The sequence below is a fragment of the Paraburkholderia lebeckiae genome, assembly GCF_014201005.1.
Taxonomy (GTDB): Bacteria; Pseudomonadota; Gammaproteobacteria; order Burkholderiales; family Burkholderiaceae; genus Paraburkholderia; species Paraburkholderia tuberum.
The window spans coordinates 100857-125021 of the sequence record NZ_JACHDK010000005.1 but is presented as its reverse complement, the minus strand read 5'-3'; the positions used below and the strand labels follow the sequence as shown (position 1 = coordinate 125021).

Below are 24165 nucleotides of genomic sequence, written 5' to 3'. Positions count from 1 at the left end.
AGTGTGTCCGGCGGTTCAGTCGATCAACGCGCCAGCGTCGTAGAACGGATACGGGCCGTCGGCCGCGTCGACATACGCATGATGCGTGACGATGCCCGTCGCCGGATCGTAGTAATGGAGCGCATACGCGGGCGGCTCCATCACGAACGCCGACGGTCCGTCCTCGCGAAAATCGAGCGCCACCTGGTGCGCGGGCGCTGGAATCGCGCTCGCGATCGTGCCGCCGAAGCGCACGAACATCGACCGATGCACGTGCCCGCAGAGCACGCGCTCGACGTTGGGATGCTGAGCGATCAACGCCGCGAGCTTGTGCGACGCCGCCCGGTCGAGCCGGATCTCGTCCATATGCCCGATGCCGCACGCGAACGGCGGGTGATGCAGCGCGACCACGACCGGCTTGCCGCGCGCCGCATCGAGCTGCCGCTCGAGCCACGCGAGCCGCGTGTCGCACAGCATGCCGGCGCTCGAACCGGGCACTAGCGAATCGAGCGCGATCACGCGCAGCGGGCCGACGTCGAGCGCGTACTGCACGAACTCGCCGCCGCTCCGCAATTCCTCGCGCTCGGGAAACGCCGCGCGCAGCGCGTTGCGTTCGTCGTGATTGCCGACCATCAGGAAGTAGGGAATCGCGAGCGGCGCGAGCAGTGTTTTCAGGTGTGCGTACTGCTGCGGGTCGCCCTGATCGACGAGGTCGCCGGTGATCAACACCGCGTCGGGGCGCGGTGTGAGCGCATTGAGCGCGTCGACGCAGCGCGCGAGGTAGGGGGCGGTATCGACGCGGCGATACGCGAGTGCGCCGGGTTGCTTGATATGCAGGTCGCTAATTTGAGCCAGCAGCATGACAGAGGTCCTTCGGGTTGCTTCGTGTTGGGCGCCTGGATGCGGCGCTGTTTTTACCTACGATAGCGCAATCAGTGCGTCCGGCTCGATCGAGATGCCGACCGGCGTGCCGCGCGCAAGCTCGATGCGGCCCGCGACGTCGACGAAGAGCGGCTCGGGCGCGGCACCGCCAATCGTCAGTCGCGTGCGTTCGCCGAGGAACGCGGTGCTTTCGATCTGGCCGCGCAGCTGCGCGAGCGCGGGGTCGGTGAGCCGGGCATCCTCGGGGCGAAAGAAGATTTCGTGCGCGCCGGGTGCGTTCGACGCATGCGCGGGCAACGGCACGGCGCCGCCGCTCGTCGCCAGCATGCCGTCGCGCGGCTCGCCCGCGACACGGTTGATCGTGCCGACGAACTGCGCGACCGTGCGATTGGCCGGACGATAGTAGATGTCGCGCGGCGAACCGATCTGCTCGATACGGCCGGCGCTCATCACGACGATGCGATCGCCGAGCTCCATCGCTTCGGCCTGATCGTGCGTCACGTAGACGGTCGTGATGCCGAGTTCGCGCAACAGCGCGTTCATCTCGCTGCGCAATGCGTCGCGCAGACGCGCGTCGAGCGCGGTCAGCGGTTCGTCGAGCAGCAGCACGCGCGGCTGCACCGCGAGTGCGCGCGCGAGCGCCACACGTTGACGCTGGCCGCCCGACAATTGATCGATCGGTTTGTCGGCGTGCGCGATGAGCCGCATCATGCCGAGCAGTTCGTCGACGCGTTGTCGCGCGACTGCGGCCGGCACGCGTTTGATCTTCAGACCGTAGCCGATGTTGCCGCGCACGGTCAGATTCGGAAACAGCGCGTAGCTCTGGAACACCATGCCGACCGCGCGTTTTTCGATCGGCAGCGTGGTCACGTCGTCGTCGCCGAATGCGATGCGGCCGCCCGCGTCAGGTGTTTCGAGGCCCGCGATCAGGCGCAGCGTCGTCGTCTTGCCGCAGCCCGACGGTCCGAGCAGCACGAGGGTTTCGCCCGCGCCGATCGTCAGGTCGAGCGGTTCGAGCACGCGCGTGCCGCGAAACGTTTTGGCGCACTGCGTGAGCGTGATGGGAATCGAGGTCAGTTTCATGGCGTGTCGATGGGCTTCGCGGAAGAGGCGGCGCCGCGCTTTTTCGATGCGCTGCGCTGGCCGGTCGCATCGACGCCGAGCCATTGCATCGCGACGAGCAGCGGCATCGTCATGATGAAGAACAGGATCGTGTACGCGCTGCCGATCTCGATGCGCATCGACGCGTAGGTGTCGGCGAGGCCGACCGGCAGCGTCTTCGTGTCGGGCGTGTGCAGCATCCACGTGAGGTTGAATTCGCCGATCGACAGCGTGAGCACCGCGAGCGCGCCCGCGACGATGCCAGGCCGCGCGTTCGGCAGCACGATGGTGACGAAGCGCGTGAAGAAGCTCGCGCCCAGGCTCGCCGCGCCTTCTTCGAGCGTACGCAGATTGCTGCTCGCGCAGACCGCCGCGACCGCGCGCACCATGAACGGCAGCGTGAACACCACATGCCCGACGACGATGAATGCCGCGCTCATCCGAAACGCCGTGAAGCCGCCGTAGATCACCAGCAGCGCGAGTGCCGATGCGAGGCCGGGCAGCGCGATCGGCAGCACCAGAAACTCCTCGACGATGCGTGCGAAGCGCGTCTTGCTGCGCGCGAGCACATAGCCCGCGGGCACGCCGGTCAGTAGCGTGACGACGAGTGTCGCCGCGGCCACTTCGAGCGATAGCCACACCGAGTCGTGATACTGGGTCCACACTTCGACGAGCCAGCGCAGCGTGAGTCCGCTCGACACGCCCTTGAAGTAGTTGACCGTGAGCCCCGCGACGATCGACATGACGACCGGCACGATCAGGAACGCGCACAGCAGCAGTGTGACGAACCATTGACCCCCGGCGAGCCATGTTCGCGCGGAAGGCCACGCGCGTCGCGCGCGCGGTCCCGCTGCCGGTTGCGACGGAGATGAGGGCGAAGGGGCCGTGACTGAGTTCATGGACAGGTTGTCGTTGTGTGCGCTCATGCTGGCTTCAAGCGACGCGCCGTTCATGCGCTCGCCGCCACGCCCGAACCGCTCGCGCTGCGCGCGATCGCCAGCACCGCCCACGTGACGATGCCCAGCACGATCGACAGGCCCGCGGCCGTCACCATGTTCGCGTTCAGCGTGAACTCGGTATAGATGGTCATCGGCAGCACGTCGATGTCGGTGGCGAGCGTGAACGCCGTGCCGAACGCGCCCATCGCGGTCGCGAAGCACACGGCGCCCGCCGCGATCAGTCCGGGCGACAGCGCCGGCAACACGATGTCGCGCATGATGCGCCACGGCGATGCGCCGAGCGAGCGCGCGGCCTCTTCGAGCGATGCATCGAGCTTGGTCGCCGATGCCATCACGGTGACGATCACGCGCGGAATCGAGAAGTACAGATAGCCCAGAAACAGGCCGCTCATCGAATACGCGAACACCCAGCGATCGCCTGCGAGTTTCAGCGATAGCGCGCCGATCAACCCCTGACGTCCGGCGAGCATGATGACCATGAAGCCTACGACGACGCCCGGAAACGCGAGCGGAAACGTCAGCAGCGCGAGCAGCGTGCGCTTGCCGTCGAACTCTCGACGCGCGAGCAGCAGCCCCGCGATCACCGACAGCACCAGCGTGGCCGCCGTGACCGCCGCCGACAGCACGACGGTCGCACCAAGGCTCGACATATAGCGCGGATTTGTCAGCATCGCGCGATAGGTCGCGAACGCGTGGCCGCCGCCGGAGAGCTGCGCGAGCGCGCCCATCGGCAGCAGCCAGAACGCGAAGAACACCGCGAGCGCGGGCGCGAGCAACGCGATGCGCCAGCGCAGCGGGAACGTGACGTCGTTCAATGCATCACCTGCAGATAGCGCTCGCCGAAGCTCGACTGCTTGTCGGCCATCTTCGCAAAGTCGACCGGCTTCGCGCGCGCGTATTCGCTCGCGGGCAGGAACTGCGCGGCCGTCTGGGCGCTCATCGCACTCGCGCGCACCGGCCGCAGATACGCCTGCGCCCACAGCTTCTGGCCTTCGTCGGACAGTACGAAATCGAGCACCTTCTTGCCGTTCGTTTCGTGCGGGGCGCCCTTCACGAGGCTCATCACGTACGGCACCGAAATCGTGCCTTCCTGCGGAATCACGAACTCGACGTTCGCGTGATCCTTGTACTTCGCGCGGTACGCGTCGAAGTCGTAGTCGAGCAGGATCGGAATTTCGCCGGACAGCACACGCGCGTACGCGGTTTGCTTCGGCACGATCGGCGCGTTCGCCTTGAGCTTTCTGAACCAGTCGAGACCCGGCTCGAAGTTGTCGAGCGTGCCGCCGAGCGCCTGGTTCACCGCGACCGCGCCCGCATAGCCGACGAACGCGCTCGACGGATCGAGATAACCGATCATGCCTTTGTATTCGGGCTTCAGCAGATCGGCCCACGAGCGCGGCACCGGCTTGCCTTCGAGCGCGTCCTTGTTGACGAAGAAGCCGAGCGTGCCCGAGTGGATGGTGAACCAGTAGCCTTGCGGGTCTTTCAGGCCGGCGGGAATGTCGTCCCAGTGCGCGGGCTTGTACGGCTGGACCACGCCCTTGTCCTTGGCCTGGAACGCCGACGATACGCCGAGATACACGACGTCGGCGACCGGGCTTTTCTGCTCGGCCATCAGCTGTGCGATCGATTGTCCCGAGTTCTTGTTGTCGAACGGCACGCGAATGCCGGTCTTTTGCTGGATCGCCTTGATCTGGCTCGCCCAGTCGGCCCATTCGGGCGGGCAGTTGTAGCAGATCGCGGTTTCGTCGGCGCGCGCGGCTTGCGGCGCGAGCGCGACGAGCGCCGCGCCGGCGACGAGCAGGCTCGCCGGCAGTGCGGTCGCGGCGGCGCGCGAGAGTTTTTGCCACAGCGGTATGAGCGAGGATGCGAAGCGTGAGGTTGAGCGGGGCACTGCGGGTCTCCCTGTGTCGGATGGGTTGCGCGGGTTGGGGATAACAGCCAGGGCGCGCGTATGCGCGTGCCTTCATTGAGCTTCTTAGGCGAGCGGCTTCTCGATGGCGGCCGCAGCGCTCGGGACGTGGGTCGGCGACGCTCCGTCGAGATTCGCGTGCGACCCGAGCGCCGCGATCGTCGCGCCTTCGCGCAAGCTGTGCGGCAGCGTCAACGCGCGCGAGGTTGCGCAGAACGCGCGCGCGTCGCGCGCAACGCCGATGCGTGCGAGCAAGCGCTGCCACGCCGCACAGCCGATTTCGCGATTCGGCGCGCAGATGCTCGCGAGCGCCGGCGACAGCAGTTCGCCCATTGCGAGGCCGTCGAAGCCGAGAATCGACATGTCCTGCGGAATCCTCAGACGCGCGCGGCGCAGGCCGCGCATCACGACCATCGCGAGCAGATCGTTGCTGCAGAACAGGGCGGTCGGACGGTTTGCGCCGTGCGTCAGGTGCGCGAGCACGGACGGCGCGAGTTCGTCGGCGTTGAAATCGACTTCGAGCGCGGGCGCGGCCGTGAGGCCGGCCTGCTGCATCGCCTGCGTGTAGCCGAGATGCCGCTGACGCGCGCGATCCGACGCCGCGAACGACCCGGCCAGCATCAGAATGCGGCGATGGCCGTGCGCGATGAGCCGGCGCACGCCGTCGTAGGCGGCGAGGCGATTGTCGACCGACACCGACGGGCGGCGCACCGTGTCGTTGTGCATCAGCACGTACAGCAGGCCGTCGCGGTCGAGCTCGTCGAGCAGCGGATGGGTGTCGGCATCGGCGACGGTCAGGATCAGTCCTTCGACGCGATGCTCGCGCAGCGTTTCGATTGCGTGACGTTCACGGTCCACGTCGTACTGCGTGGTCATCAGCATCAGCCGATAGCCTTGCGCTGACGCGAGATCGTCGATGCCTTGCAGGCATTCGGCGAACACCGGGTTCGCGAGCGTCGGCAGGACGACGCCGACGAGGCGCGTGCGCTCGCCGCGCAATTGCCGGCCGAGCGGGCTGGGGCGGAAGTTCAGCGCATCGATCGACTGACGTACCTTGTCGAGCGTGACGGGGTTCACGGTGTGCGGCGCGTTGATCGCGCGCGATACCGTGGCGATGGAAAAGCCCGCGTGGGCGGCGACATCCTTGATCGTCGGGGTCATCGGTTTGCGGCCCGCTGTAATCGTTTTCGTGAGCGGATTATCGGCAACGTTTGTGACTTGTGGATGAATGCGGGTGTCGGGCGCTTTTTTGGGGCTGCCGCGAGGCGATGGTAGAATTCGCGACCACGCGCGATTGCCACCTCTGCCGGGGTGATGAAATTGGTAAACATAGCGGACTTAAAATCCGCCGCCTTCGGGCCTGCCGGTTCAAGTCCGGTCCCCGGCACCACTAGAGTTCACAAGGGTTTAGCCGGCGCTATTGCGCCGCCTCGAGTGTGAGCACAAAGCCGGCGCCCTGATTGGATTACGGGCGTGGACGGTTCCACACAAATGAGCGGCCCGCGTGCGATCGAGCCGATTCCCTGGATCAGGCATCCGCGCCACGCTGGAAGCGCGAACACATCAAGTTCGGGCACGACATGCGTAGCCTACGTCGCGCCATCAATCTATGCGCTTACTTCTCCTCCGCTGTTTGCGCCATAGTCTCACGATGCCTATATAGGCAAGAACTGTAACGATCAGTTCGGTAACTACCATTCGCCATCTTGCACGACGATGTAGGCGTTGAATCAGGCGGTGAAATCCTCGACAACATGCACGCCTACGCGCCTTAGGTCGTCCGGAAAGAATCAAACTTGTCGCCAGGCCGGACCATGCGTAACATCGCCCCCGCCAACCTCACTCCGCCTTCATGTCCCCCCTCAAATACCTCACCGGCTACCCCGCACCTCTGCAAGACAAGGTGAGAAAGCTGATCGCCGCCGATCAGCTCGGCTCCTACGTCGCGCAGAAGTACCCGAGCACGCACGAGGTGCAAACCGACCGCGCGCTCTATGAGTACTGCGCGGAACTCAAACGCGAACACCTGCGCAACGCCGAGCAGATCGACAAGGTCACTTACGACAGCAAACTCGACGTGATGCGTCACGCGCTCGGCCTGCACACGAGCGTTTCGCGCGTGCAGGGCAGCAAGCTGAAAGCGAAGAAGGAAATCCGCATCGCGTCGTTATTCAAGGCCGCGGCGCCGGAGTTTCTGAAGATGATCGTCGTGCACGAACTCGCTCATCTGAAGGAGAGCGATCACAACAAAGCGTTCTATCGTCTGTGCGAGTTCATGCAGCCGGGTTACCACCAGGTCGAATTCGATCTACGTCTGTATCTGACACATCGCGATCTGGCGAAGAAGACCGTGTGAGGTACGTCGCGCGGCAGGCGCGACAAACGGAGCTGACTTCAAGCCGCCAGTTCCGCGGCGTCCTCCACCATCGACGCGGTCAACAATACCGGAATCGACTTCGACGTCGGCGTACCCGCGCCATCCGCGACCGAGGAGAGCGGCACCAGCGGATTCGTCTCCGGATAATAAGCGCCGAGGCAGCCGCGCGGAATGTCGTACTCGACGAGCAGAAAACCGTCCACGCGTCGCTCGATGCCATCGGCCCACACGCTCGTGATATCGACGCGCTGACCAGCCGCGAACCCGAGCATCGCGAGATCGTCCTTGTTGGCGAACAGCACGCGCCGCTGTCCGTACACGCCGCGATAGCGATCGTCGAGACCGTAAATCGTCGTGTTGTACTGATCATGCGAGCGGGTGGTCATCAGTGTCATCAGGCGTTCGCCATGTTGCTTCTTCGCCTGATGAATCGGCGTGTCGAGCGCGATCGCGTGGACGATGAACTGTGCCTTGCCGCTCGGCGTTTTCCAGATGCGATCGCGCGATGCGACGCCGAGATGGAAGCCGCCCGGCTTCTTCAGACGCTCGTTGTAGTCGTCGAAACCGTCGATCACCTTCGCGATGCCGTGGCGAATCAGCGCGTAGTCGGCCGCATGGGCGAGCCAGTCCACCTTGCCGCTGCCCAAAGTCGCATGCGCCATGCGCGCGACGATCGCCACTTCGGAAAGCAGATTGTCCGACGCCGGCTTGTTCATCCCATACGAGATGTGCACCATGCTCATCGAATCCTCGACGCTGACGCCTTGCGCCACGCCGTTCTGTAGATCGATCTCGGTGCGTCCGAGCGTCGGCAGGATCAGCGCGTCGCGCCCATGCACGAGGTGGCTGCGATTGAGCTTCGTCGTCACGTGCACGGTCAGACCGCATGCGCGCATCGCGTCCCACGTGCGCGGCGTGTCCGGCGTCGCGATCGAGAAATTGCCGCCCAGCCCGATGAACACCTTCACCTTGCCGTCGAGCATCGCCTGAATCGTGTTGACGACGTCGAGTCCGTGCTCGCGCGGCGGCGCGAAGTCGTAGGCGGCGCCGAGCTTGTCGAGAAACGCTTCAGTAGGCTTTTCCTCGATACCGACCGTGCGGTCGCCCTGCACGTTCGAGTGGCCGCGCACCGGGCACAACCCAGCGCCGCGCCGGCCGATATTGCCGCGCATCATCATCAGATTCGACAGCAGCTGTACCGTCGCGACCGAGTTCTTGTGCTGCGTGAGACCCATGCCCCAGGTCGAAATCACCGCGCGGCCCTTCACGTAGATATCGGCGAGCTTCAGCACCTCATCGAGCGGCACGCCTGCCTCGGCGACGATCGTGTCCCAGCGCTCGGCGCGCAGATCGTCGGCGAAGGCAGCGAAGCCGACTGTGTGCTGGGCGATGAAGCCGACGTCGAGCACGCGCTCGAGGCCCGACACGAGCGCTTCGTCATCCAGTTCGAGCACCCGTTTGGCGACGCCCTTGATCAGCGCGAAATCGCCGCCGACCTTCGGACGGATGAACACCGAGCTGATTTTCGTGCTGCCCATCGTCAGCATTTCGACCGGATGCTGCGGGCTCGCGAAGCGTTCGAGGCCGCGCTCCTTCAGCGGATTGATCGACACGATCGTGGCGCCGCGCTTCGCGCATTCGCGCAGCTCGCCGAGCATGCGCGGATGGTTGGTGGCCGGATTCTGGCCGAAGATCAGCAGCGTATCCGCGTGTTCGAAGTCATCGAGCGTGACCGTGCCCTTGCCGATACCGACCGTGTGCGGCAGGCCACGGCTCGTCGCCTCGTGGCACATGTTCGAGCAATCGGGAAAATTGTTGGTGCCGTACATGCGCACGAACAGCTGGTACAGGAACGCGGCTTCGTTGCTCGCGCGGCCCGAGGTATAGAACGCGGCGCGGTCAGGATCGTCGAGACGCTTCAGATGGCTCGCGATCAGCGCGAACGCGTCGTCCCAGCCGATCGGCACATAGCGGTCGCGCGCGGCGTCGTAGACGAGCGGATCGGTCAGGCGGCCGTGCTGCTCGAGTTCGAAGTCGGATTGCGTCATCAGCTCCGTGACGCTGTGCCGCTCGAAGAACGCGGGCGTCACGCGCTTGCCGGTCGCCTCGGCGGCCACGGCCTTCACGCCGTTTTCGCAGAACTCGAATGTCGACGCGTGCTCGCGATCCGGCCACGCGCAGCCGGGGCAGTCGAAGCCGTCAGGCTGGTTCTGCCTGAGCAGCGTGCGGTAGTTGCCGCCCGCGACCTTTTCCTTGAGCAGGTTGATGGCGACATACTTCAGCGCGCCCCAGCCAGCGGCGGGGTGCTTGTACGGCTCGATGCGGGCTTCGGCTTGTGTTTCGTTCTTCTTCATGACGTGGCAGTGGATAGATTCGACAGGCTTTGCAGACCAATGCCGAGGAGCCTACTGTGTTCCACAACCCGCATCGGATACAGAAAACCGGAAAGAATAGGAGTACAGTTGCGCGACGATGCCTGAAGCCGCCCGAATCTACCCGAATCGCATGAAGCTCTACGAAAAACTCGCCGACGAAATTACCGAAACCGTGCGCCGCGGCGTGTTCGCGGCCGGCGAGCGGATTGCGTCGGTGCGTCAGGCGAGCCAGCAGCACGGCGTCAGCATCAAGACGGTGCTGCACGCGTATGCGCTGCTGGAGAGCCGCGGCATCGTCGAGAGCCGGCCGCAGTCGGGCTATTTCGTGCGCGACGCAGCCGCGCGGGCGCTCGCGCCGGCGCCCGCCGCGGCCCGCGCGGGCCGCAAGTCCGCGCTGCCGCCAGTGCCCGCGACGGTCGACGTGAGCCGGCTCGTGCTGTCGACCCTACGCAGCATCCGCGCGCACGACGCCGTGCCGTTCGGCTCGCCGTATCCCGATCCGTCGCTGTTCCCGTGGCGGCGCATCAACCAGTACGCCAACGCGATCGCGCGGCGGCACGCGAGCTGGAATCTGATCGACGATCTGCCGCCGGGCAACCCCGAGCTGATCCGGCAGATCGCGCGGCGCTATGCGGAAAACGGTCTGCCGGTCGATCCGGGCGAAATCGTGATCACGCTCGGCGCGACCGAGGCGATCAACCTGAGCCTGCAGGCGGTCGCCAAGCCGGGCGACACCGTCGCGGTCGAGTCGCCGACCTACTACGCGATGCTGCACGCCATCGAGCGCCTCGGCATGCGCGCGATCGAGGTGGCGACGCATCCGGTCCACGGCATCGACATCGACGCGCTCGCAAAGGCGATCGCGCGGCAGAAGATCGCCGCGTGCATGGTGATGCCGAATTTCCAGAATCCGCTTGGTTTCTGCATGTCCGACGAGCGCAAGCGGCAATTGGTCGAACTGCTGGCCGCGCACGAGATTCCGGCGATCGAGAACGATGTCTACCAGGAGCTGTATTTCGGCGACACGCGGCCGTCGACGCTGAAGACCTTTGACACCCAAGGGCTCGTGCTGCACTGTGCGTCGTTTTCGAAAAGCCTGACGGCGTCATACCGGATCGGCTGGGCACTGCCGGGGCGCTATCGCGCGCAGGTCGAGAAGCTCAAGTTCCTCAATACGCTGACGACGCCGTCGGTGCCCCAGGTCGCGGTCGCCGATTATTTGCGTCAGGACGGCTACGACCGCCATCTGCGGCATGTGCGCCGCGTGTACCGGCAGCAGGCGAGCATCATGAGCGCGCTGGTGCTGCGCTTTTTCCCGGTCGGCACGCGCGTGTCGACGCCGCAGGGCGGCTACGTGCTGTGGGTCGAGTTGCCCGTCGCGATCGATTCGATGCGGCTTTATCAGGCGGCGCTCGAACGCGGGATCACGGTCGGGCCGGGGATGATGTTTTCTACGCGCAACGATTTTCGGCACTTCATCCGGCTCAACTACAGCTATCCGTGGACCGCGCAGGCCGAAGCGGCGTTGAAGACGCTCGGTGAGCTGGCTACGGCGATGGCGTGACAGGCGCAACGGCGATGCAAAACGACACATCACGACAGGTAGGCTGACTTGGACGACGACGACATCGACCCGCAACTTGCCGCGATACTCGCGCAGCTATGGCGCGCGCATCGCGAGACACCCCGGCGCGCGTGGTCGCTCGCGAAGCTGTCGAAGCAGTCCGGCGTGCCGATGAGCAGCTTGCGGCGGCAATTGGCGGCGCTCTCGGGAAGCGGTCTCGTCGATACGATGTTCCAGGACGATGGCACCGGAGCCGCGTCGCTGAGCGAAATCGGCGCGCAGCTTTGCGCGGAGCTGTTCGGCACGAGCGAGGGCGGCGAGCCGTCGGCCGCCGACTGAGCTTCCCGGCGCAACTGCCACCGGCGCGCAATTGATCCGGCGCACGGGTTGATTGTTGTCGTTGTCAGCGCGTTCCGCCGTCTCATTGCCCGACGCTCGCCTGCACTTGCGATTGTGATTGCGATGGCGCCATGTCCGCCGCCTCTAGCGTGGCCACGCCGCAGAACCAGTCGGCATCGCGCGGCTGATACTTCCACCGCTTGCTGGACTGCCCGATTACGCTCGCACACTGCTCGTTCACCACAAGGTCGGGCTTTGCGGCCGTGCATTGCAGCGTCGACGGGTCGGAGTGCGCATCCACATTCACGGACGCCGCGTCCCGCGCGCCGCTCGGCAAGCTCGCCAGCAGTCGCTGCAATTCGTCGATACGCGTCGCGTACCACGTCCGCAGACACGCGGCGTCGCGGCAGTTCGCTTCGCGCCAGGCCCACTTGCTGTCGCTGTCGTCGATGAACGCGCGGCGTTGGGCGACTCGCCGACGTGCTTTCCAGTAGAGTTGGCCCAATGTGTCGTCGAGCGTCGACAGCGCGGCGTCGCCGCAAATCATGCGCTCGGCCGGCGAGCGGCCGCGCTGGCAATCGAAGCTCGCAGCGTTGGCGTACGGATGCGCGAGCAGCAGTCCGGCGATCAGGAGGGGGCGGAAGAGGGTCATCAGGGTCTGGGCGGTGCATCGATTGATCATGCCGCCGATGATCGACCGGTCGCGCGCCTCATGGATGTCCGAACAACGCGGGAATTCGGGCGGGTCGTTACCAGATGTTGCCGCGCGGGCTGCCGGCTCAGGTCGGCGCTCGCGCACCTTCGCGTGTCATGAAGTACGCGCAACGTCTAGATATTGGAAGTGGGGGCACTTGGGCCGGCGTGTTCGAAGGCGGCCATCGAAAGAGGGAGAACGAATGCAACGACGACTCGTGATCGGTCTTTACATGGCAGCGGGCCTTTTGACTTTACCCGGCGCGGCCAGCGCGCAGTCACAGGCCTATACGAACAGCGGGACCAACGTGCGCGCGGGCCCTGCGGCCGACTACCCGATCGTCGCGCAGCTGCCGGGCGGCGTTCCGGTGACGGTGATGGGGTGCCTGAGCAACTACCAGTGGTGCGACGTCGCCGCGCCGAATCTGCGCGGCTGGGTGTATGCATCGCGGCTCAGTTCGCCGTACCAGGGCTACAACATGCCGCTGAACTACGGTGCCGCGCTCGGCCTGCCGATCCTCGCGTTCTCGATCAACGATTACTGGGGCAACTACTACCGCGGCCAGCCGTGGTACGGCCAGCGGTCCCGCTGGGCGCGTCATGCGCCGCCCCCGCCGCCGCGACCGGGCGCCGGGCATCCGCCGCCGAACTGGCGGCCGTCGCCGGGGCATGTCGGCGGACGTCCGCCGGGCGGGACGCCGCCGGCCAGTACGGGTGGCCGTCCGTCGGGTAGACCGCCTCCCGGTAATGCGGTTGGCCATCCGGCGGGCGGCCCGCCGCCAGGCAACGCAGGGGGGCGTCCTCCCGGCGCGGAGCATGGCGGTGGGGGCGGTCGGCCACCGGGCGGCGGCCAGCAGGGCGGCGGCAATCTCCCCCCAGGTGGTCATCAGGGCGGACCCCAAGGCGGTCCTCAAGGCGGTGGAGGTGGTGGCGGAACACGGCCTCCCGGAGGCGGTGGCAGCAATTGAGGATTGACGCCGCCGCCACGCTGCAGACCATCAAGCCAAATGGGCCGCCGCAGTCTGCCGCGGCCGGCCCAGCGTCGAGCCGCTGCGGCGCCTCCGGGCCACGAACAGACGGCGCCCGCACTGCCGTCGCCCGTCGTACCGGCATCAACCGATGCTGGCACGCCACACCGGAGCCGTCCGCACGCGATGCATGGCAGATTTTCACGCTGGGCTTAGCGTAAACCCCGGTGTGCCGCGTACACTAACTTGCCGATGTTGGGTTGGGGGGCGCAACTATGATTTGCGAAGCAACATCACGTGGCACGACGACAGCCGCGCCGGAGGGCGCCCGCTATCGGCCGGAACGGGCCGAGGAGGTACTCGCGTCCGAGCGCAGCGTGTTGCGGCTGATCACCCGCAACACGCCGCTGCCCGAGCTGCTCGACGAAGTCTGCCGTCGCGCCGAGGCGCTGCTCGGCGACGGCGCGTGCTGCTCGATCCTGCTGCTCGACCCGGACGGCGTGCATGTGCGCGTCGGCGGTGCGCCGTCGCTGCCGCCCGCATACAGCGCCGCGATCGAGGGCGCGGCGATCGGTCCGCGCGCCGGCTCATGCGGCACGGCGATGTTCGAGCGGCGTCTGGTGATCGTCGACGACATCGAATCCGATCCGCTGTGGGAAAACTTCCGCGATGTCGCGTTGCCGCACGGCTTGCGCGCATGCTGGTCCGTGCCCTTCGAAAACGACGCGGGCATCGTGCTCGGCGCGTTCGCCGTCTACTACCGCGCCACCCGCCGTCCGACCGTCGAGGAAGAGGCGATGCTGCGCGACATCGGCAGCAGTGTCGGCCTTGCGGTCCATCAGGACGCGATGGCGCAGCGCCTCGCGCATAGCGAGGAGCGTCACCGGCTGGTCGTCGATCATCTCAGCGAGGGCATCGTCGTGCAGTCGCGCACCGGCATCGTGCTCGCCTGCAATCCGAGTGCGCAGCGCATGCTGCACGTGACGCCGGAGGTCGTCGGCAGCAGCATGCGGACCGTGATGACACGCGCGTTCGGCGAGGACGGCTCGGTCATCGGCGAAGTCAACCGTCCGGTCTCGCAGGTCTTTGCGACCGGCAAGCCGATGCTCGGCGTGACGGTCGGCCTCGAACTGATCGGCGGCGAAGTCGTGTGGATCACGCAGAACGTCGTGCCGATCCTGCGGCCCGGCGACAGCGAGCCGGACTCCGTGCTGATTTCGTTTTCCGACATCGGGCCGGTGCGCGAGGCGCAGCGCCAGCTGAAGTACCTCGCCACGCGCGATTCGCTGACCGGCCTCTACAACCGCGCCTACCTGACCGAGCGGATGCGCGACCTGTTCGCGCCGCGCGCCGCCGGCGACGATGACGGCGAGCTCACCAGCGTCGCCGTGCTGTTCGTCGATCTCGACGGCTTCAAGAAGGTCAACGACACCGCCGGTCACGAAGCTGGCGACGCGTTGCTGTGCAGCGTCGCCGAACGGCTGTCGGCCTGCGTCGGGTGCGGCGACACGCTGGCGCGCGTCGGCGGCGACGAGTTCGTGATCGTCGCCAGTGCGTACGGCAATACCGGCGAGCTGATCGGCCTCGCGCACCGCATTCTGGACATGATCGCGGTGCCGTTCGCGGTGGCGGGCAACGAGTACTACCTGGGCGCGTCGATCGGCATCAGCCTGTTTCCCGAAGACGGCCAGGACGTCGCGACGCTGATGCGCAACGCCGATTCGGCGATGTATCACGCGAAGCAGCGCGGCCGCAACAACTTCCAGTTCTTCACCGCCGAGCTGAACCAGCATCTGCAGCGGCGTTTCACGATCGAACAGTCGCTGCGGCGCGCGCTTGCGGCCAACGAGCTGAGCCTCGTGTACCAGCCGATCGTCGATAGCCAAAGCGGCCGCACGATCGGCGCGGAAGCGCTGCTGCGCTGGTACAACAGCGAGCTGGGCAACGTGTCGCCGGGCGAATTCATTCCGGTCGCCGAGGATGCCGGGCTGATCGTCGAGATCGGCGACTGGGTGCTCGAGCACGCCTGCCAGCAGGTCGCGCAGTGGCGGCGCTCGCTCGCGCCGCATCTGATCGTCGCGGTCAATCTGTCGCCGCGGCAGTTCAACGACGGGCTGCTCGAGCGCATCGAAGGTTGTCTCGCGCAGTCCGGGCTCGAACCGGCCGCGCTCGAACTCGAGATCACCGAGCGGTTGCTGATGAGCGACAGCGATACCGTGCTGCCGATGCTGAGCGCGCTGAACGCAATGGGCGTGCGCATCTCGGTCGACGATTTCGGCACCGGTTATTCGTCGCTGTCGTACCTGAAACGCTTTCCGCTGCATAACCTGAAGATCGACCGGTCGTTCGTCGCGGGGCTGCCCGATCATCGCGATTCGATCGCGATCACGCAGGCGGTCGTGGCGATGGCGCACTCGCTCGGCATGAACGTGACCGCCGAGGGCGTCGAGACCGCCGAGCAGGCGGCGTTCCTGCGCGCGATCGATTGCGACAAGCAGCAGGGCTACCTGTACAGCCGGCCGGTCGGCGCGAGCGCGTATGCGCGCACGCTGTACGACGCGCAGCTGATCGGCATGGCGAAGGCATCCTGACGCGATTGTTCAGATTGCCGAACAAGTGACTTCGCGTTGCCGCTATTTATCGGCGGCGACGCGCTCCCTAAAATTCCCCCATCGAAACGTTATTGGTGCGTGGTGCCGAAGCGGCGCCCCGCGTTTGGGGGTCGAGATGTCAGAGTTGATCAGAAACCAGCTTTACCGGCCATCGGTCGTACTGCCGATGGTCGCGCTGATGCAGGTGATGGTGTCGCAGGACTTCAATCTCGGCCAGGTCGGCTGGGTGTTCGCGGCGCGCGGCGCGCAGGCCGCATTGCAACGTTCGCGCGAGTTGATTTGCGCGGTTCATTGCCACGCCTGAGGACTCGCGTGGAGGATCTGCAGTAATCCAGACTGATTGGCGCCGCCTCGCGCGCGGCGCCTGGCAAGACGGGCCGTCGCCAAAGCGCCCGCACAATCAGACATGGCATGGCAGCCCGTGGCGCGAAGCGTAAGATGCTACGACCTGCACCCAGACCCTGGAGAGTTGCCATGGCACAGCACTTCGACGCAGTCGTGATCGGTACGGGACAAGGCGGTTCGCCGCTCGCCGTGCGCCTCGCTCAAAGCGGGCGCCGCACCGCAGTGATCGAACGCGCGGAGTTCGGCGGCACTTGCGTGAACGTCGGCTGCACGCCGACCAAATCCTATGTGGCGAGCGCCCGCGCGGCGCACGTGGCGCGCCATGCGGCGGACCTCGGCGTGCAGGTGGGTTCGGTCGGCGTCGATCTGGCGGCCGTGAAGGCGCGCAAGGACCGGATCATCGGAGAGTCGCGCAGCGGCGTCGAAAAATGGCTGCGCGCCACGGAAAACATCACGGTGTTCAACGGCCACGCGCGCTTCACCGGCGCGCGCATGCTCGCGATCAGCGGGCACGACGGTCAACCGCTGGACGAGCTCAGCGCGTTCGAAATCTTCATCAACAGCGGCACGCGCGCCGTCGTGCCGCCGCTCGAAGGCATCCAGCGGATTCCGTACTACACGAACTCGACGCTGCTCGAACTGACCGCGTTGCCGGATCATCTGGTGATCGTCGGCGGCAGTTATATCGCGCTCGAATTCGCGCAGGTGTTTCGCCGCTTCGGGAGCCGCGTCAGCGTGCTCGTGCGCGGCGAGCGCGTGCTCAACCGCGAGGATGCCGATTTCGCGGAATCGGTGCAAAAGGTGCTCGCGCGCGAGGGCGTCGAGTTTCATTTCGGCGTGCAGCCGACGCGCGTCGAGCCGCATGCGCATCGCGCGAACGACGTGTGCATCGGCTTCGAGCAGAACATCCCGGCCATGGAGGCGTCGCACCTGCTGGTTGCCACCGGCCGCAGGCCGAATACCGACGACCTCGGCCTCGACGTCGCCGGCATCGAGACCGACCGGCACGGCACGATCATCGTCGACGGCCAGCTGCGCACCAGCGTGCCGGGCGTGTGGGCGATCGGCGACGTGAACGGCCGCGGCGCGTTCACGCATACGTCCTACGACGACTACCAGATCGTCGCGGCGAACCTGCTCGACGGCGGCGCGCGCAGCGTCGACACACGGATCATGACGTATGCGGTGTTCGTCGATCCGCCGCTTGCGCGCGTCGGCATGTCCGAGCAGGAGGTGCGCAACAGCGGCCGCGACGCGCTGATCGCGACGATGCCGATGTCGCGCGTGGGCCGTGCGCGCGAGCGTGGCGAAACCGACGGCTTCATGAAGGCACTCGTCGATGCGAACAGCAAACAGATACTCGGCGCGGCGATTCACGGCGTCGAGGGTGACGAGGCGATCCATACGTTCGTCGACATCATGACGGCGGGCGCGCCGTATCCGACTTTGCAATACGCGATGCACGTGCATCCGACCATCAGCGAACTGGTGCCGACGCTGCTTGATGGGCTCAAGCCGATGCAATGAACTGCCTTGACGCTGGCGCGACACGCTGATGACAAGCCCGCTCAAACCCGCACGTAACTGCGGCAACCTGTTCGACGCCGTCGCGCAGTTGGGGACGACGCCCGAGGAGCAGGTCGACGCGCTCGTCGAGCGTGGCGGCGTGACGATCGAGCGGATCGTCTCGACCGGGCAGGCGAGTCCGCCCGGCTTCTGGTACGACAGCCCGCGCCCCGAATGGGTCGTGCTGCTCACCGGCGCGGCGCTGCTCGAATTCCACGGCGACCCCCAGCCGCATCCGATGAAGCCCGGCGATCACGTGCTGATCGAAGCGCATTGCCGTCACCGCGTCGCATGGACGAGCGACACCGAGCCGAGCGTGTGGCTCGCCGTCCATTACCCGTGAGCCGCGGCGGATCGAGCCATCCGCGCGGCCGGCTCTCGCGCATCGACAAATCCTCACACCATCACCGATAATCGGCAGCGGCGCGGCCCGCGCGCAAGGCGAAGGCGGGCTGTGCGCCCCACCGCATTGATCTTCGGGACTCGCATGGGCAAGGGACGCGTCGAAGCCTTCAGCGATGGCGTAATCGCCATCATCATCACGATCATGGTGCTCGAGCTGAAGGTGCCCGAAGGCCACGATCTGGCGGCGCTGCGCCCGCTCGTACCGGTGTTCTGCGCATACGTGCTGAGCTTCGTGTACGTCGGCATTTACTGGAACAATCACCATCACATGTTCCATGCGGTGCAGAAGGTCAACGGCAAGGTGCTGTGGGCGAACCTGCATCTGCTGTTCTGGCTGTCGCTGTTGCCGGCCGTCACGCACTGGGTCGGCGCGAACCATCTGGCCGCGTGGCCGACCGCGATGTACGGCATCGTGCTGTTCATGGCGGCGATCGCGTATTTCATCCTGACGCGCGCGCTGATTTCGCAGCATGGACACGACTCGACGCTGGCCAAAGCGCTCGGCAACGACTTCAAGGGCAAGGTCTCCGTCGTCATTTACCTGACCGGCATCGGGCTCGCGTTCGTCGCGCCGTGGGCGTCGGCCGTGCTGTACGCGCTCGCCGCCGCGTGGTGGTTCGTACCGGACCGTCGCATCGAACAAGTGCTGGAGGCATGAGCATGCTGCTCGCACTGAAGCTCGTGCTGGTGCCGGCCTTTCTCGCCGCGCTGACGGCGGCCGCGCGCGTCTGGGGGCCGTCGGTCGCGGGATGGCTCGCGGGACTGCCGGTCGTCGCCGGACCGATCATGCTGCTGCTCGCAGTCGAGCGCGGGCCGGCGTTCGCGGCGCAGGCGTCGGCGGCGTCGGTTGCGGCGATTGCCGCATCCGAGGCATTCAATCTTGCTTATGGATGGAGCTGCCGACGCTTCGACTGGCCGCTCGCACTGGTCGCGGGCATGGCCGGCTGGCTCGGCGCGGGACTGCTGATCGTGCGGATGCCCGGCTCGCTTGGGTGGGCGCTGGCGGCGGCGTGCGTGGCCGTCGCGGTGTCGCAGAGCTGCTTGCCGCGCGCGACGGGCCATGTGCCGGCGGCGCGCGTCGGGCGTGCGGATCTGGCCGTGCGGATGCTCGCGGGCGCATTGCTGACGCTCGCGGTGACGGCCGCCTCGGCATCGATGGGCGCCGCGTGGAGTGGCGTGGTGTCGGTGTTTCCGCTGCTCGGCATCGTGCTCGCGGTGTCGGCGCAGCGTGCGCATGGCGCGGACTTCGTGGCGCTCTTGATGCGCGGCATGGTGGTCGGGCGCGGCTCGTTCGCGGCGTTCTTCGCGGTGACGGCGATGCTCCTGCCGCAGTACGGTGTGGCGACGGGGTTTGCGTGCGCGGCGGTGGTGTCGGTCGTCGTGCAGGGGTTGACGCGGCGCATGCTGGCTGGGCAGCGCCGTGCTCAGGCGACGGCGCGAGAGTTGACGCAGCCGCAGACGGAGTGAGACTGCGCATGGCTTCACATCGCTCACCTTCGACCGCTACCCGCATCGGGCTCATCTCGGATACGCACAACCTCGTGCGTCCGGAAGCGTTGCGCTATCTCGACGGCTGCGACGCGATCATTCACGCGGGCGATATCTGCAACCCGGACGTGCTCGACGCGCTCGCGCGGATCGCGCCGCTCACCGCGGTGCGCGGCAACAACGATACCGGTGACTGGGCCGCGTCTCTACCGACGCATGCGCGGCTGACCGTCCAGCAGGTGACGATTCTGGTCGTGCACGATATTGCCGAGCTGGGCTGCGTGCCGCAGCACGATCGCATTCGCGTCGTGGTGAGCGGCCACTCGCACAAGCCGTCGATCGCCTAGCGCGACGGCGTGCTGTATGTCAATCCTGGCAGCGCGGGGCCGCGGCGCTTCAAGCTGCCGGTGTGCGCGGGCACGCTGACCGTCGAAGGCGCGCGGGTTGGTGCGACGTTCGATCCGCTCCTGACGTAAAAGAAGCGGGCCGGCGAATTTCGCCGGCCCGCTCGCTTCAGAAACAACGCTTGATGTGATGACTGCGCAGGTCAGGCACGCGCGGTCGCAGCCGCCGCGAACCGTTCATCCATCTCCTCGGCCTCGCGCTCACCGCGCAGCACCGCGTGCGCTTCAGCGCGCGTCGCGACGCACGGACCTGAGCCGAGCAGCGGCTTGCGCGCGGTTTCGCGCAGCGCGAGCACCGACACGATGCCGATCAGCGACGCGCCCATCAGGTAGTACGCGGGCATCATCAGATTGCCGGTCCGGTCGACGAGCCATGCGGTCACGAGCGGCGTCGTGCCGCCGAACAGCGACACCGAGATATTGAAGCCGATCGCGAGCGCGCCGTAGCGGATCCGGGTCGGGAACAGCGCCGGCAGCGCCGACGGCATCACCCCGGTGAAGCACGACAGCAGCACGCCGAGAATCATCAGACCGCCGAACACCGGCAGCACCGTGCCCATCCGAATCAGCAGCAGCGCGGGAATCGACAGCGCGAACAGACCGACGCAGCCGAGCAGCATCACGGGCTTGCGGCCGATCGCATCGGACAGACGGCCGGCGGCGAGCGTCATCGGCATCATCAGGATCATCACGAGCAGCACGAGGAACAGACCGTGCGTTTCGTTGAAGTGCAGCGTGGCGGACAGATAGCTCGGCAGATACGACAGCGCCATATAGTCGGTCACGTTGAAAATCAGCACGAGGCCGACACACAGCAGCAGCGGCTTCCACTGCTGCACGAGCAGCTGGCGCAACGACTGGCTGGGCAGCGCGCGGTCCTCGGCTTCGCGCTCTTCGGCCTGTTTCTTGAACGCGGGCGTTTCCTCGAGCTTCATGCGGATGTAGAGACCCACCAGGCCGAGCGGTCCGGCGATCAGGAACGGTACGCGCCAGCCCCAGGACAGCAGCGCGTCGTTCGACAGCGTCGCCGTCAGCAGCGCGACCGTGCCCGCGCCGAGCACGTAGCCGATCAGCGTGCCGAACTCGAGAAAGCTGCCCATGAAGCCGCGGCGCTTGTCGGTCGAGAATTCGGCGATGAAAGTCGCGGCGCCGCCGTATTCGCCGCCGGTCGAGAAGCCCTGCACGAGGCGCGCAAGCAGCAACAGCGCTGGCGCGAGAATGCCGATCGTCGCGTAGTTGGGGATCAGGCCGATCGCGAAGGTGCCCGCGGCCATCATGATCATCGTCATCGCCAGTACGCGCTGACGGCCGATGCGGTCACCGAGCGGCCCGAATACCATGCCGCCGATCGGCCGCACGAGAAACGCCGCGGCAAACGTGCCGAAGGTCGCAATGAGTTGCGCCGATGGGCTCGACGAAGGGAAGAACACCTTGCCGAGCGTGACCGCGATGTAGCTGTACACGCCGAAATCGAACCATTCCATCGCGTTGCCGAGCGCCATGGCGCCGACGGCCCGTTTCAGGAGGGAGTGATCGACAACGGTGATGTCGTCGAGGGAAAGACGCTGTTCCGGTTTGTGATGTCGCCAGAAGCCGTTGCTGGAAGCGGTCAAGGTTGAAACTCCAATGACTGCGACGAAACTCGTGATGCGTTCCGCCACGGTTGCTGGGAAGTGTAATTTCGTGAGCAAGGCGAGGCTATTCGCGGCACCGGTTATCCGGCGGCGGAACGGATGGCGAAAAGAAGCAAACGCCCGTGCCTCGCGGTAAGTTCGCGAAAAAACACTCGACTAGATTGTGCTGACTGTTGCACCTGCGTGGCCGTGGAAGGGGGGCAGATGCATGAGGGACGCGGGGCTGGCGGGAAACTGACCCGTGCGCCACTGAAGGCTTGAAACGAAAAAGGCCGGTCTTGAATTTTCCGCTTCAGGCGGGGAAACGACCGACGAGCCTTCTTGTTTAAAAACAGCTCGATTCAGGACGACGCACGCGCGGAAAACGCACGGCGAGCCAACTTGAATAGAACACGAATGAAGGTGAATTGCTGTTGAAACGCGGCACATATTAGCACGATGACAGAGGATCGTGCAAACCGGTGGTGCGGGCGAAGGCCGCCGATGTGGCTCAATCCGTTGCGGGTGGGGGGTCTGGCGGGATTGGCAGAATGGGAAAACGGACCGCCTGGAACATTTGCAGACTCATTTTCGAGGCGAAGGCGACACGAACTGCGGACCCGATACGCGGCCGGTATCGGGGCGAAAAAAATCCGCGCTCGCGGCGCGGACTTTCAGGCGTGTATTTGCTCGGTTTGGGCGACGCGTTGTGTCGTGTCGTCCTCGACGAGGCAAGCTCAGGCTGACGGCGGCACGTACCCCGATGCGGTATCCGCGCCTTCGCCGAAGAAGAACTTTTCGGTCTGCTTCATCAGATACTGACGCGCGCGCGGATCGGCCATGTTCAGGCGATTTTCGTTGATCAGCATGGTCTGCTGCTTCAACCAGCTCTGCCAGGCTTCCTTCGAGATACTTTCGTAGATCCGCTTGCCGAGTTCGCCCGGCAGCGGCGGGAAATCGAGGCCTTCGGCTTCCTTGCCGAGCTTCGCGCATTGAACCATACGAGTCATGCTGTGCTTCTCCTGTAATCGATGTGGGGCGGGCAGGCGCCGGTTCGGATCAGATGGGGGCGATCACGAAGTACTCAAAGCTGTTTCATCAGCACGAGCGACTTGCGCTGCCAGTTATAGAGTCGGCGGCGGTCTTCGGGCAGGTCGTCGACCGAAACCTTGACGAAGCCGCGTTTCAGGAACCAGTGTTCGGTGCGTGTGGTGAGCACGAAAATGCGCGTGAGGCCGCGTGCCCGCGCGCGCTGCTCGATCCGCTTGAGCAAACGCTCGCCGTCGCCGGTGCCTTGCGCTTCCGGCGCGACCGTCAGGCACGCCATTTCGCCGATGCGCTCCTGCGGATACGGATACAGCGCCGCGCAGCCGAACAGCACGCCATCGTGCTCGATCACCGAGAAATGGTCGATGTCGCGTTCGATCTGGTGACGGCCGCGCCGTACCAGCGTGCCGTCAGTTTCGAGCGGCTCGATCAGCGCGAGAATGCCGCCGACGTCGTCCGGCGTTGCTTCGCGCAGGCTTTCGAGGTTCTCGTACGAAATCATCGTGCCGACGCCATCGTGCAGGAACAGTTCGAGCAGCAGGCTGCCGTCGAGTGCGTACGGGATGATGTGCGCACGCGGCACGCCGCCGCGGCAGGCGCGAATCGAATGCTTCAGGTAGAACGCGGCGTCGCCGGTCACTTCGCCGCTTTCGTTCAGCTTGTAGGCGTCGTCGAGCGACAGTTCGCGAATCAGCTCGGTGCCGCTTTCGCCGGTTTCCATCAGGCCCGGCGTTTCGGTCAGGAACACGATCTTGTCGGCGCGCAGCGCGATCGCCGCGGCCGAGGCCACGTCTTCCATCGACAGATTGAATGCCTCACCGGTGGGTGAGAAGCCGAGCGGCGACAGCAGCACGAGCTTGCGGCTCGCAAGCGAGTGTCGGATCGAATCCGCGTCGATCTTGCGCACGAGGCCCGTGTGCTGGAAGTCGACGCCGTCCAGAATGCCGACGGGGCGCGCCGTCACGAAGTTGCCCGATACGACGCTGATGTGCGCGTGCGCCATTGGCGTGTTCGGCAGACCCTGGCTGATCGCGGCTTCGATGTCGAGACGCACTTCGCCGGCCGCCTCCTTCGCGGACTCGAGCGCGCGCGCGTCGGTGATGCGCATGCCGTGTGAAAACTCCGATTCGACGCCGTGCAGGCTCATCTGCTCCTCGACCTGCGGGCGCGAGCCATGTACGAGCACGATCTGGATGCCCATTGCCTGCAGCAGCGCGATGTCGGACACGAGCGCATTCAGCAGCCCCTGATGCACCACTTCGCCGCCGAAACCCACGACGAATGTCTTGTTTCGGAACGCGTGGATATACGGGGCGACGGAACGCATCCAGTCGACGAATTGCGCGTGCTGGGCGAGGGTTTCCGGCGAATCGGAGGGCGCCGGAACGCTCGCGGGCGCGGGGACGAGGTCGGTTTGGGAATTCATGCCGGGGATTATAATGCGCCCCCATGTCGAATGTACCCAAAAGTCCCGCTGGGGCGAACGAGAAACCGGCGTCGGCCGGCGAGCCGGCCAACCCCGGCGACACGATGCGC

General features: G+C 65.9%; 21 protein-coding genes, 1 tRNA gene and 1 pseudogene. 12 read left to right on the top strand and 11 right to left on the bottom strand.

Features of this window, described 5'->3' with window-relative positions; genetic code table 11:
* Positions 1-15 precede the first annotated feature (15 nt).
* From HDG39_RS11775 to HDG39_RS11750, 6 genes are all read right to left on the bottom strand, one after another.
* Complete coding sequence (locus HDG39_RS11775) at positions 16-840, bottom strand: phosphodiesterase (RefSeq protein WP_184006104.1); 825 nt, start codon at positions 838-840, stop codon at positions 16-18.
* A 57-nt stretch (positions 841-897) separates the two neighbouring features.
* Positions 898-1944, bottom strand: a complete 1047-nt coding sequence (locus tag HDG39_RS11770) for an ABC transporter ATP-binding protein (RefSeq protein WP_184006102.1) — start codon at positions 1942-1944, stop codon at positions 898-900.
* Complete coding sequence (locus HDG39_RS11765) at positions 1941-2861, bottom strand: ABC transporter permease (protein WP_260327810.1); 921 nt, start codon at positions 2859-2861, stop codon at positions 1941-1943. Before HDG39_RS11765 ends, HDG39_RS11770 begins: the two co-directional genes overlap by 4 nt.
* Positions 2862-2911: 50 nt before the next feature.
* Positions 2912-3736, bottom strand: a complete 825-nt coding sequence (locus HDG39_RS11760) for an ABC transporter permease (RefSeq protein ID WP_184006098.1) — start codon at positions 3734-3736, stop codon at positions 2912-2914.
* Positions 3733-4815 carry an ABC transporter substrate-binding protein gene (locus HDG39_RS11755; RefSeq protein WP_184006096.1) on the bottom strand — a complete coding sequence of 361 codons (1083 nt, stop codon included), beginning with the start codon at positions 4813-4815 and terminating at the stop codon, positions 3733-3735. The genes HDG39_RS11760 and HDG39_RS11755 overlap by 4 nt, the downstream gene beginning before the upstream one ends.
* A gap of 84 nt (positions 4816-4899) precedes the next feature.
* A complete protein-coding gene (locus HDG39_RS11750; RefSeq protein WP_184006094.1) occupies positions 4900-5994 on the bottom strand; it encodes a substrate-binding domain-containing protein in 1095 nt (364 codons plus the stop codon).
* 144 nt (positions 5995-6138) lie between these two features.
* Between HDG39_RS11750 and HDG39_RS11745 the strand changes: the two genes are divergently transcribed.
* Positions 6139-6223: transfer RNA gene (locus HDG39_RS11745), tRNA-Leu, on the top strand.
* A 462-nt stretch (positions 6224-6685) separates the two neighbouring features.
* Complete coding sequence (locus tag HDG39_RS11740; protein ID WP_184006092.1) at positions 6686-7189, top strand: M48 metallopeptidase family protein; 504 nt, start codon at positions 6686-6688, stop codon at positions 7187-7189.
* Positions 7190-7227: 38 nt separating this feature from the next.
* Here the strand turns inward: HDG39_RS11740 and HDG39_RS11735 are convergent, their stop codons facing one another.
* Positions 7228-9564, bottom strand: a complete 2337-nt coding sequence (locus HDG39_RS11735) for an FdhF/YdeP family oxidoreductase (protein WP_184006091.1) — start codon at positions 9562-9564, stop codon at positions 7228-7230.
* 151 nt (positions 9565-9715) lie between these two features.
* On the opposite strand from HDG39_RS11735, the gene HDG39_RS11730 reads away from it, so the two are divergent.
* On the top strand, positions 9716-11149 hold the full coding sequence (locus tag HDG39_RS11730; RefSeq protein ID WP_184006089.1) for an aminotransferase-like domain-containing protein: 1434 nt from the start codon (positions 9716-9718) through the stop codon (positions 11147-11149).
* 48 nt (positions 11150-11197) lie between these two features.
* On the top strand, positions 11198-11488 hold the full coding sequence (locus HDG39_RS11725) for a helix-turn-helix domain-containing protein (protein WP_184006087.1): 291 nt from the start codon (positions 11198-11200) through the stop codon (positions 11486-11488).
* An 82-nt stretch (positions 11489-11570) separates the two neighbouring features.
* Here the strand turns inward: HDG39_RS11725 and HDG39_RS11720 are convergent, their stop codons facing one another.
* A complete protein-coding gene (locus tag HDG39_RS11720) occupies positions 11571-12140 on the bottom strand; it encodes a lysozyme inhibitor LprI family protein (protein WP_184006085.1) in 570 nt (189 codons plus the stop codon).
* Between the two features lie 244 nt (positions 12141-12384).
* On the opposite strand from HDG39_RS11720, the gene HDG39_RS11715 reads away from it, so the two are divergent.
* The 8 genes and pseudogenes from HDG39_RS11715 (at position 12385) to HDG39_RS11680 (ending at position 20041) form a co-directional block, all read left to right on the top strand.
* Complete coding sequence (locus HDG39_RS11715) at positions 12385-13149, top strand: SH3 domain-containing protein (protein WP_184006083.1); 765 nt, start codon at positions 12385-12387, stop codon at positions 13147-13149.
* A gap of 275 nt (positions 13150-13424) precedes the next feature.
* Positions 13425-15740 (top strand): putative bifunctional diguanylate cyclase/phosphodiesterase, encoded by a 2316-nt coding sequence (locus HDG39_RS11710; protein ID WP_184006081.1) that lies wholly within the window; start codon positions 13425-13427, stop codon positions 15738-15740.
* 136 nt (positions 15741-15876) lie between these two features.
* Positions 15877-16065 carry a hypothetical protein gene (locus HDG39_RS11705; RefSeq protein WP_008922008.1) on the top strand — a complete coding sequence of 63 codons (189 nt, stop codon included), beginning with the start codon at positions 15877-15879 and terminating at the stop codon, positions 16063-16065.
* A 170-nt stretch (positions 16066-16235) separates the two neighbouring features.
* Positions 16236-17633: an FAD-containing oxidoreductase gene (locus HDG39_RS11700; RefSeq protein WP_184006079.1), complete on the top strand. Its 1398-nt coding sequence runs from the start codon at positions 16236-16238 to the stop codon at positions 17631-17633.
* Between the two features lie 28 nt (positions 17634-17661).
* Entirely contained in the window at positions 17662-18015 is a 354-nt protein-coding gene (locus tag HDG39_RS11695) for a cupin domain-containing protein (RefSeq protein WP_184006077.1), read from the top strand.
* Positions 18016-18159: 144 nt separating this feature from the next.
* Complete coding sequence (locus HDG39_RS11690) at positions 18160-18735, top strand: TMEM175 family protein (protein ID WP_184006075.1); 576 nt, start codon at positions 18160-18162, stop codon at positions 18733-18735.
* A 2-nt stretch (positions 18736-18737) separates the two neighbouring features.
* The gene (locus HDG39_RS11685) at positions 18738-19544 is read left to right on the top strand and encodes a hypothetical protein (protein ID WP_184006072.1); all 807 of its coding nucleotides are present in this window, start codon (positions 18738-18740) and stop codon (positions 19542-19544) included.
* An 8-nt stretch (positions 19545-19552) separates the two neighbouring features.
* Positions 19553-20041, top strand: a pseudogene (locus HDG39_RS11680) (metallophosphoesterase family protein).
* A gap of 71 nt (positions 20042-20112) precedes the next feature.
* Here the strand turns inward: HDG39_RS11680 and proP are convergent.
* From proP to argA, 3 genes are all read right to left on the bottom strand, one after another.
* Entirely contained in the window at positions 20113-21582 is a 1470-nt protein-coding gene (proP, locus tag HDG39_RS11675) for a glycine betaine/L-proline transporter ProP (protein WP_090800879.1), read from the bottom strand.
* Positions 21583-22319: 737 nt separating this feature from the next.
* On the bottom strand, positions 22320-22592 hold the full coding sequence (locus HDG39_RS11670; protein ID WP_026225286.1) for an oxidative damage protection protein: 273 nt from the start codon (positions 22590-22592) through the stop codon (positions 22320-22322).
* Between the two features lie 74 nt (positions 22593-22666).
* Positions 22667-24055: an amino-acid N-acetyltransferase gene (gene argA, locus HDG39_RS11665; RefSeq protein WP_184006070.1), complete on the bottom strand. Its 1389-nt coding sequence runs from the start codon at positions 24053-24055 to the stop codon at positions 22667-22669.
* Positions 24056-24165: the final 110 nt, after the last annotated feature.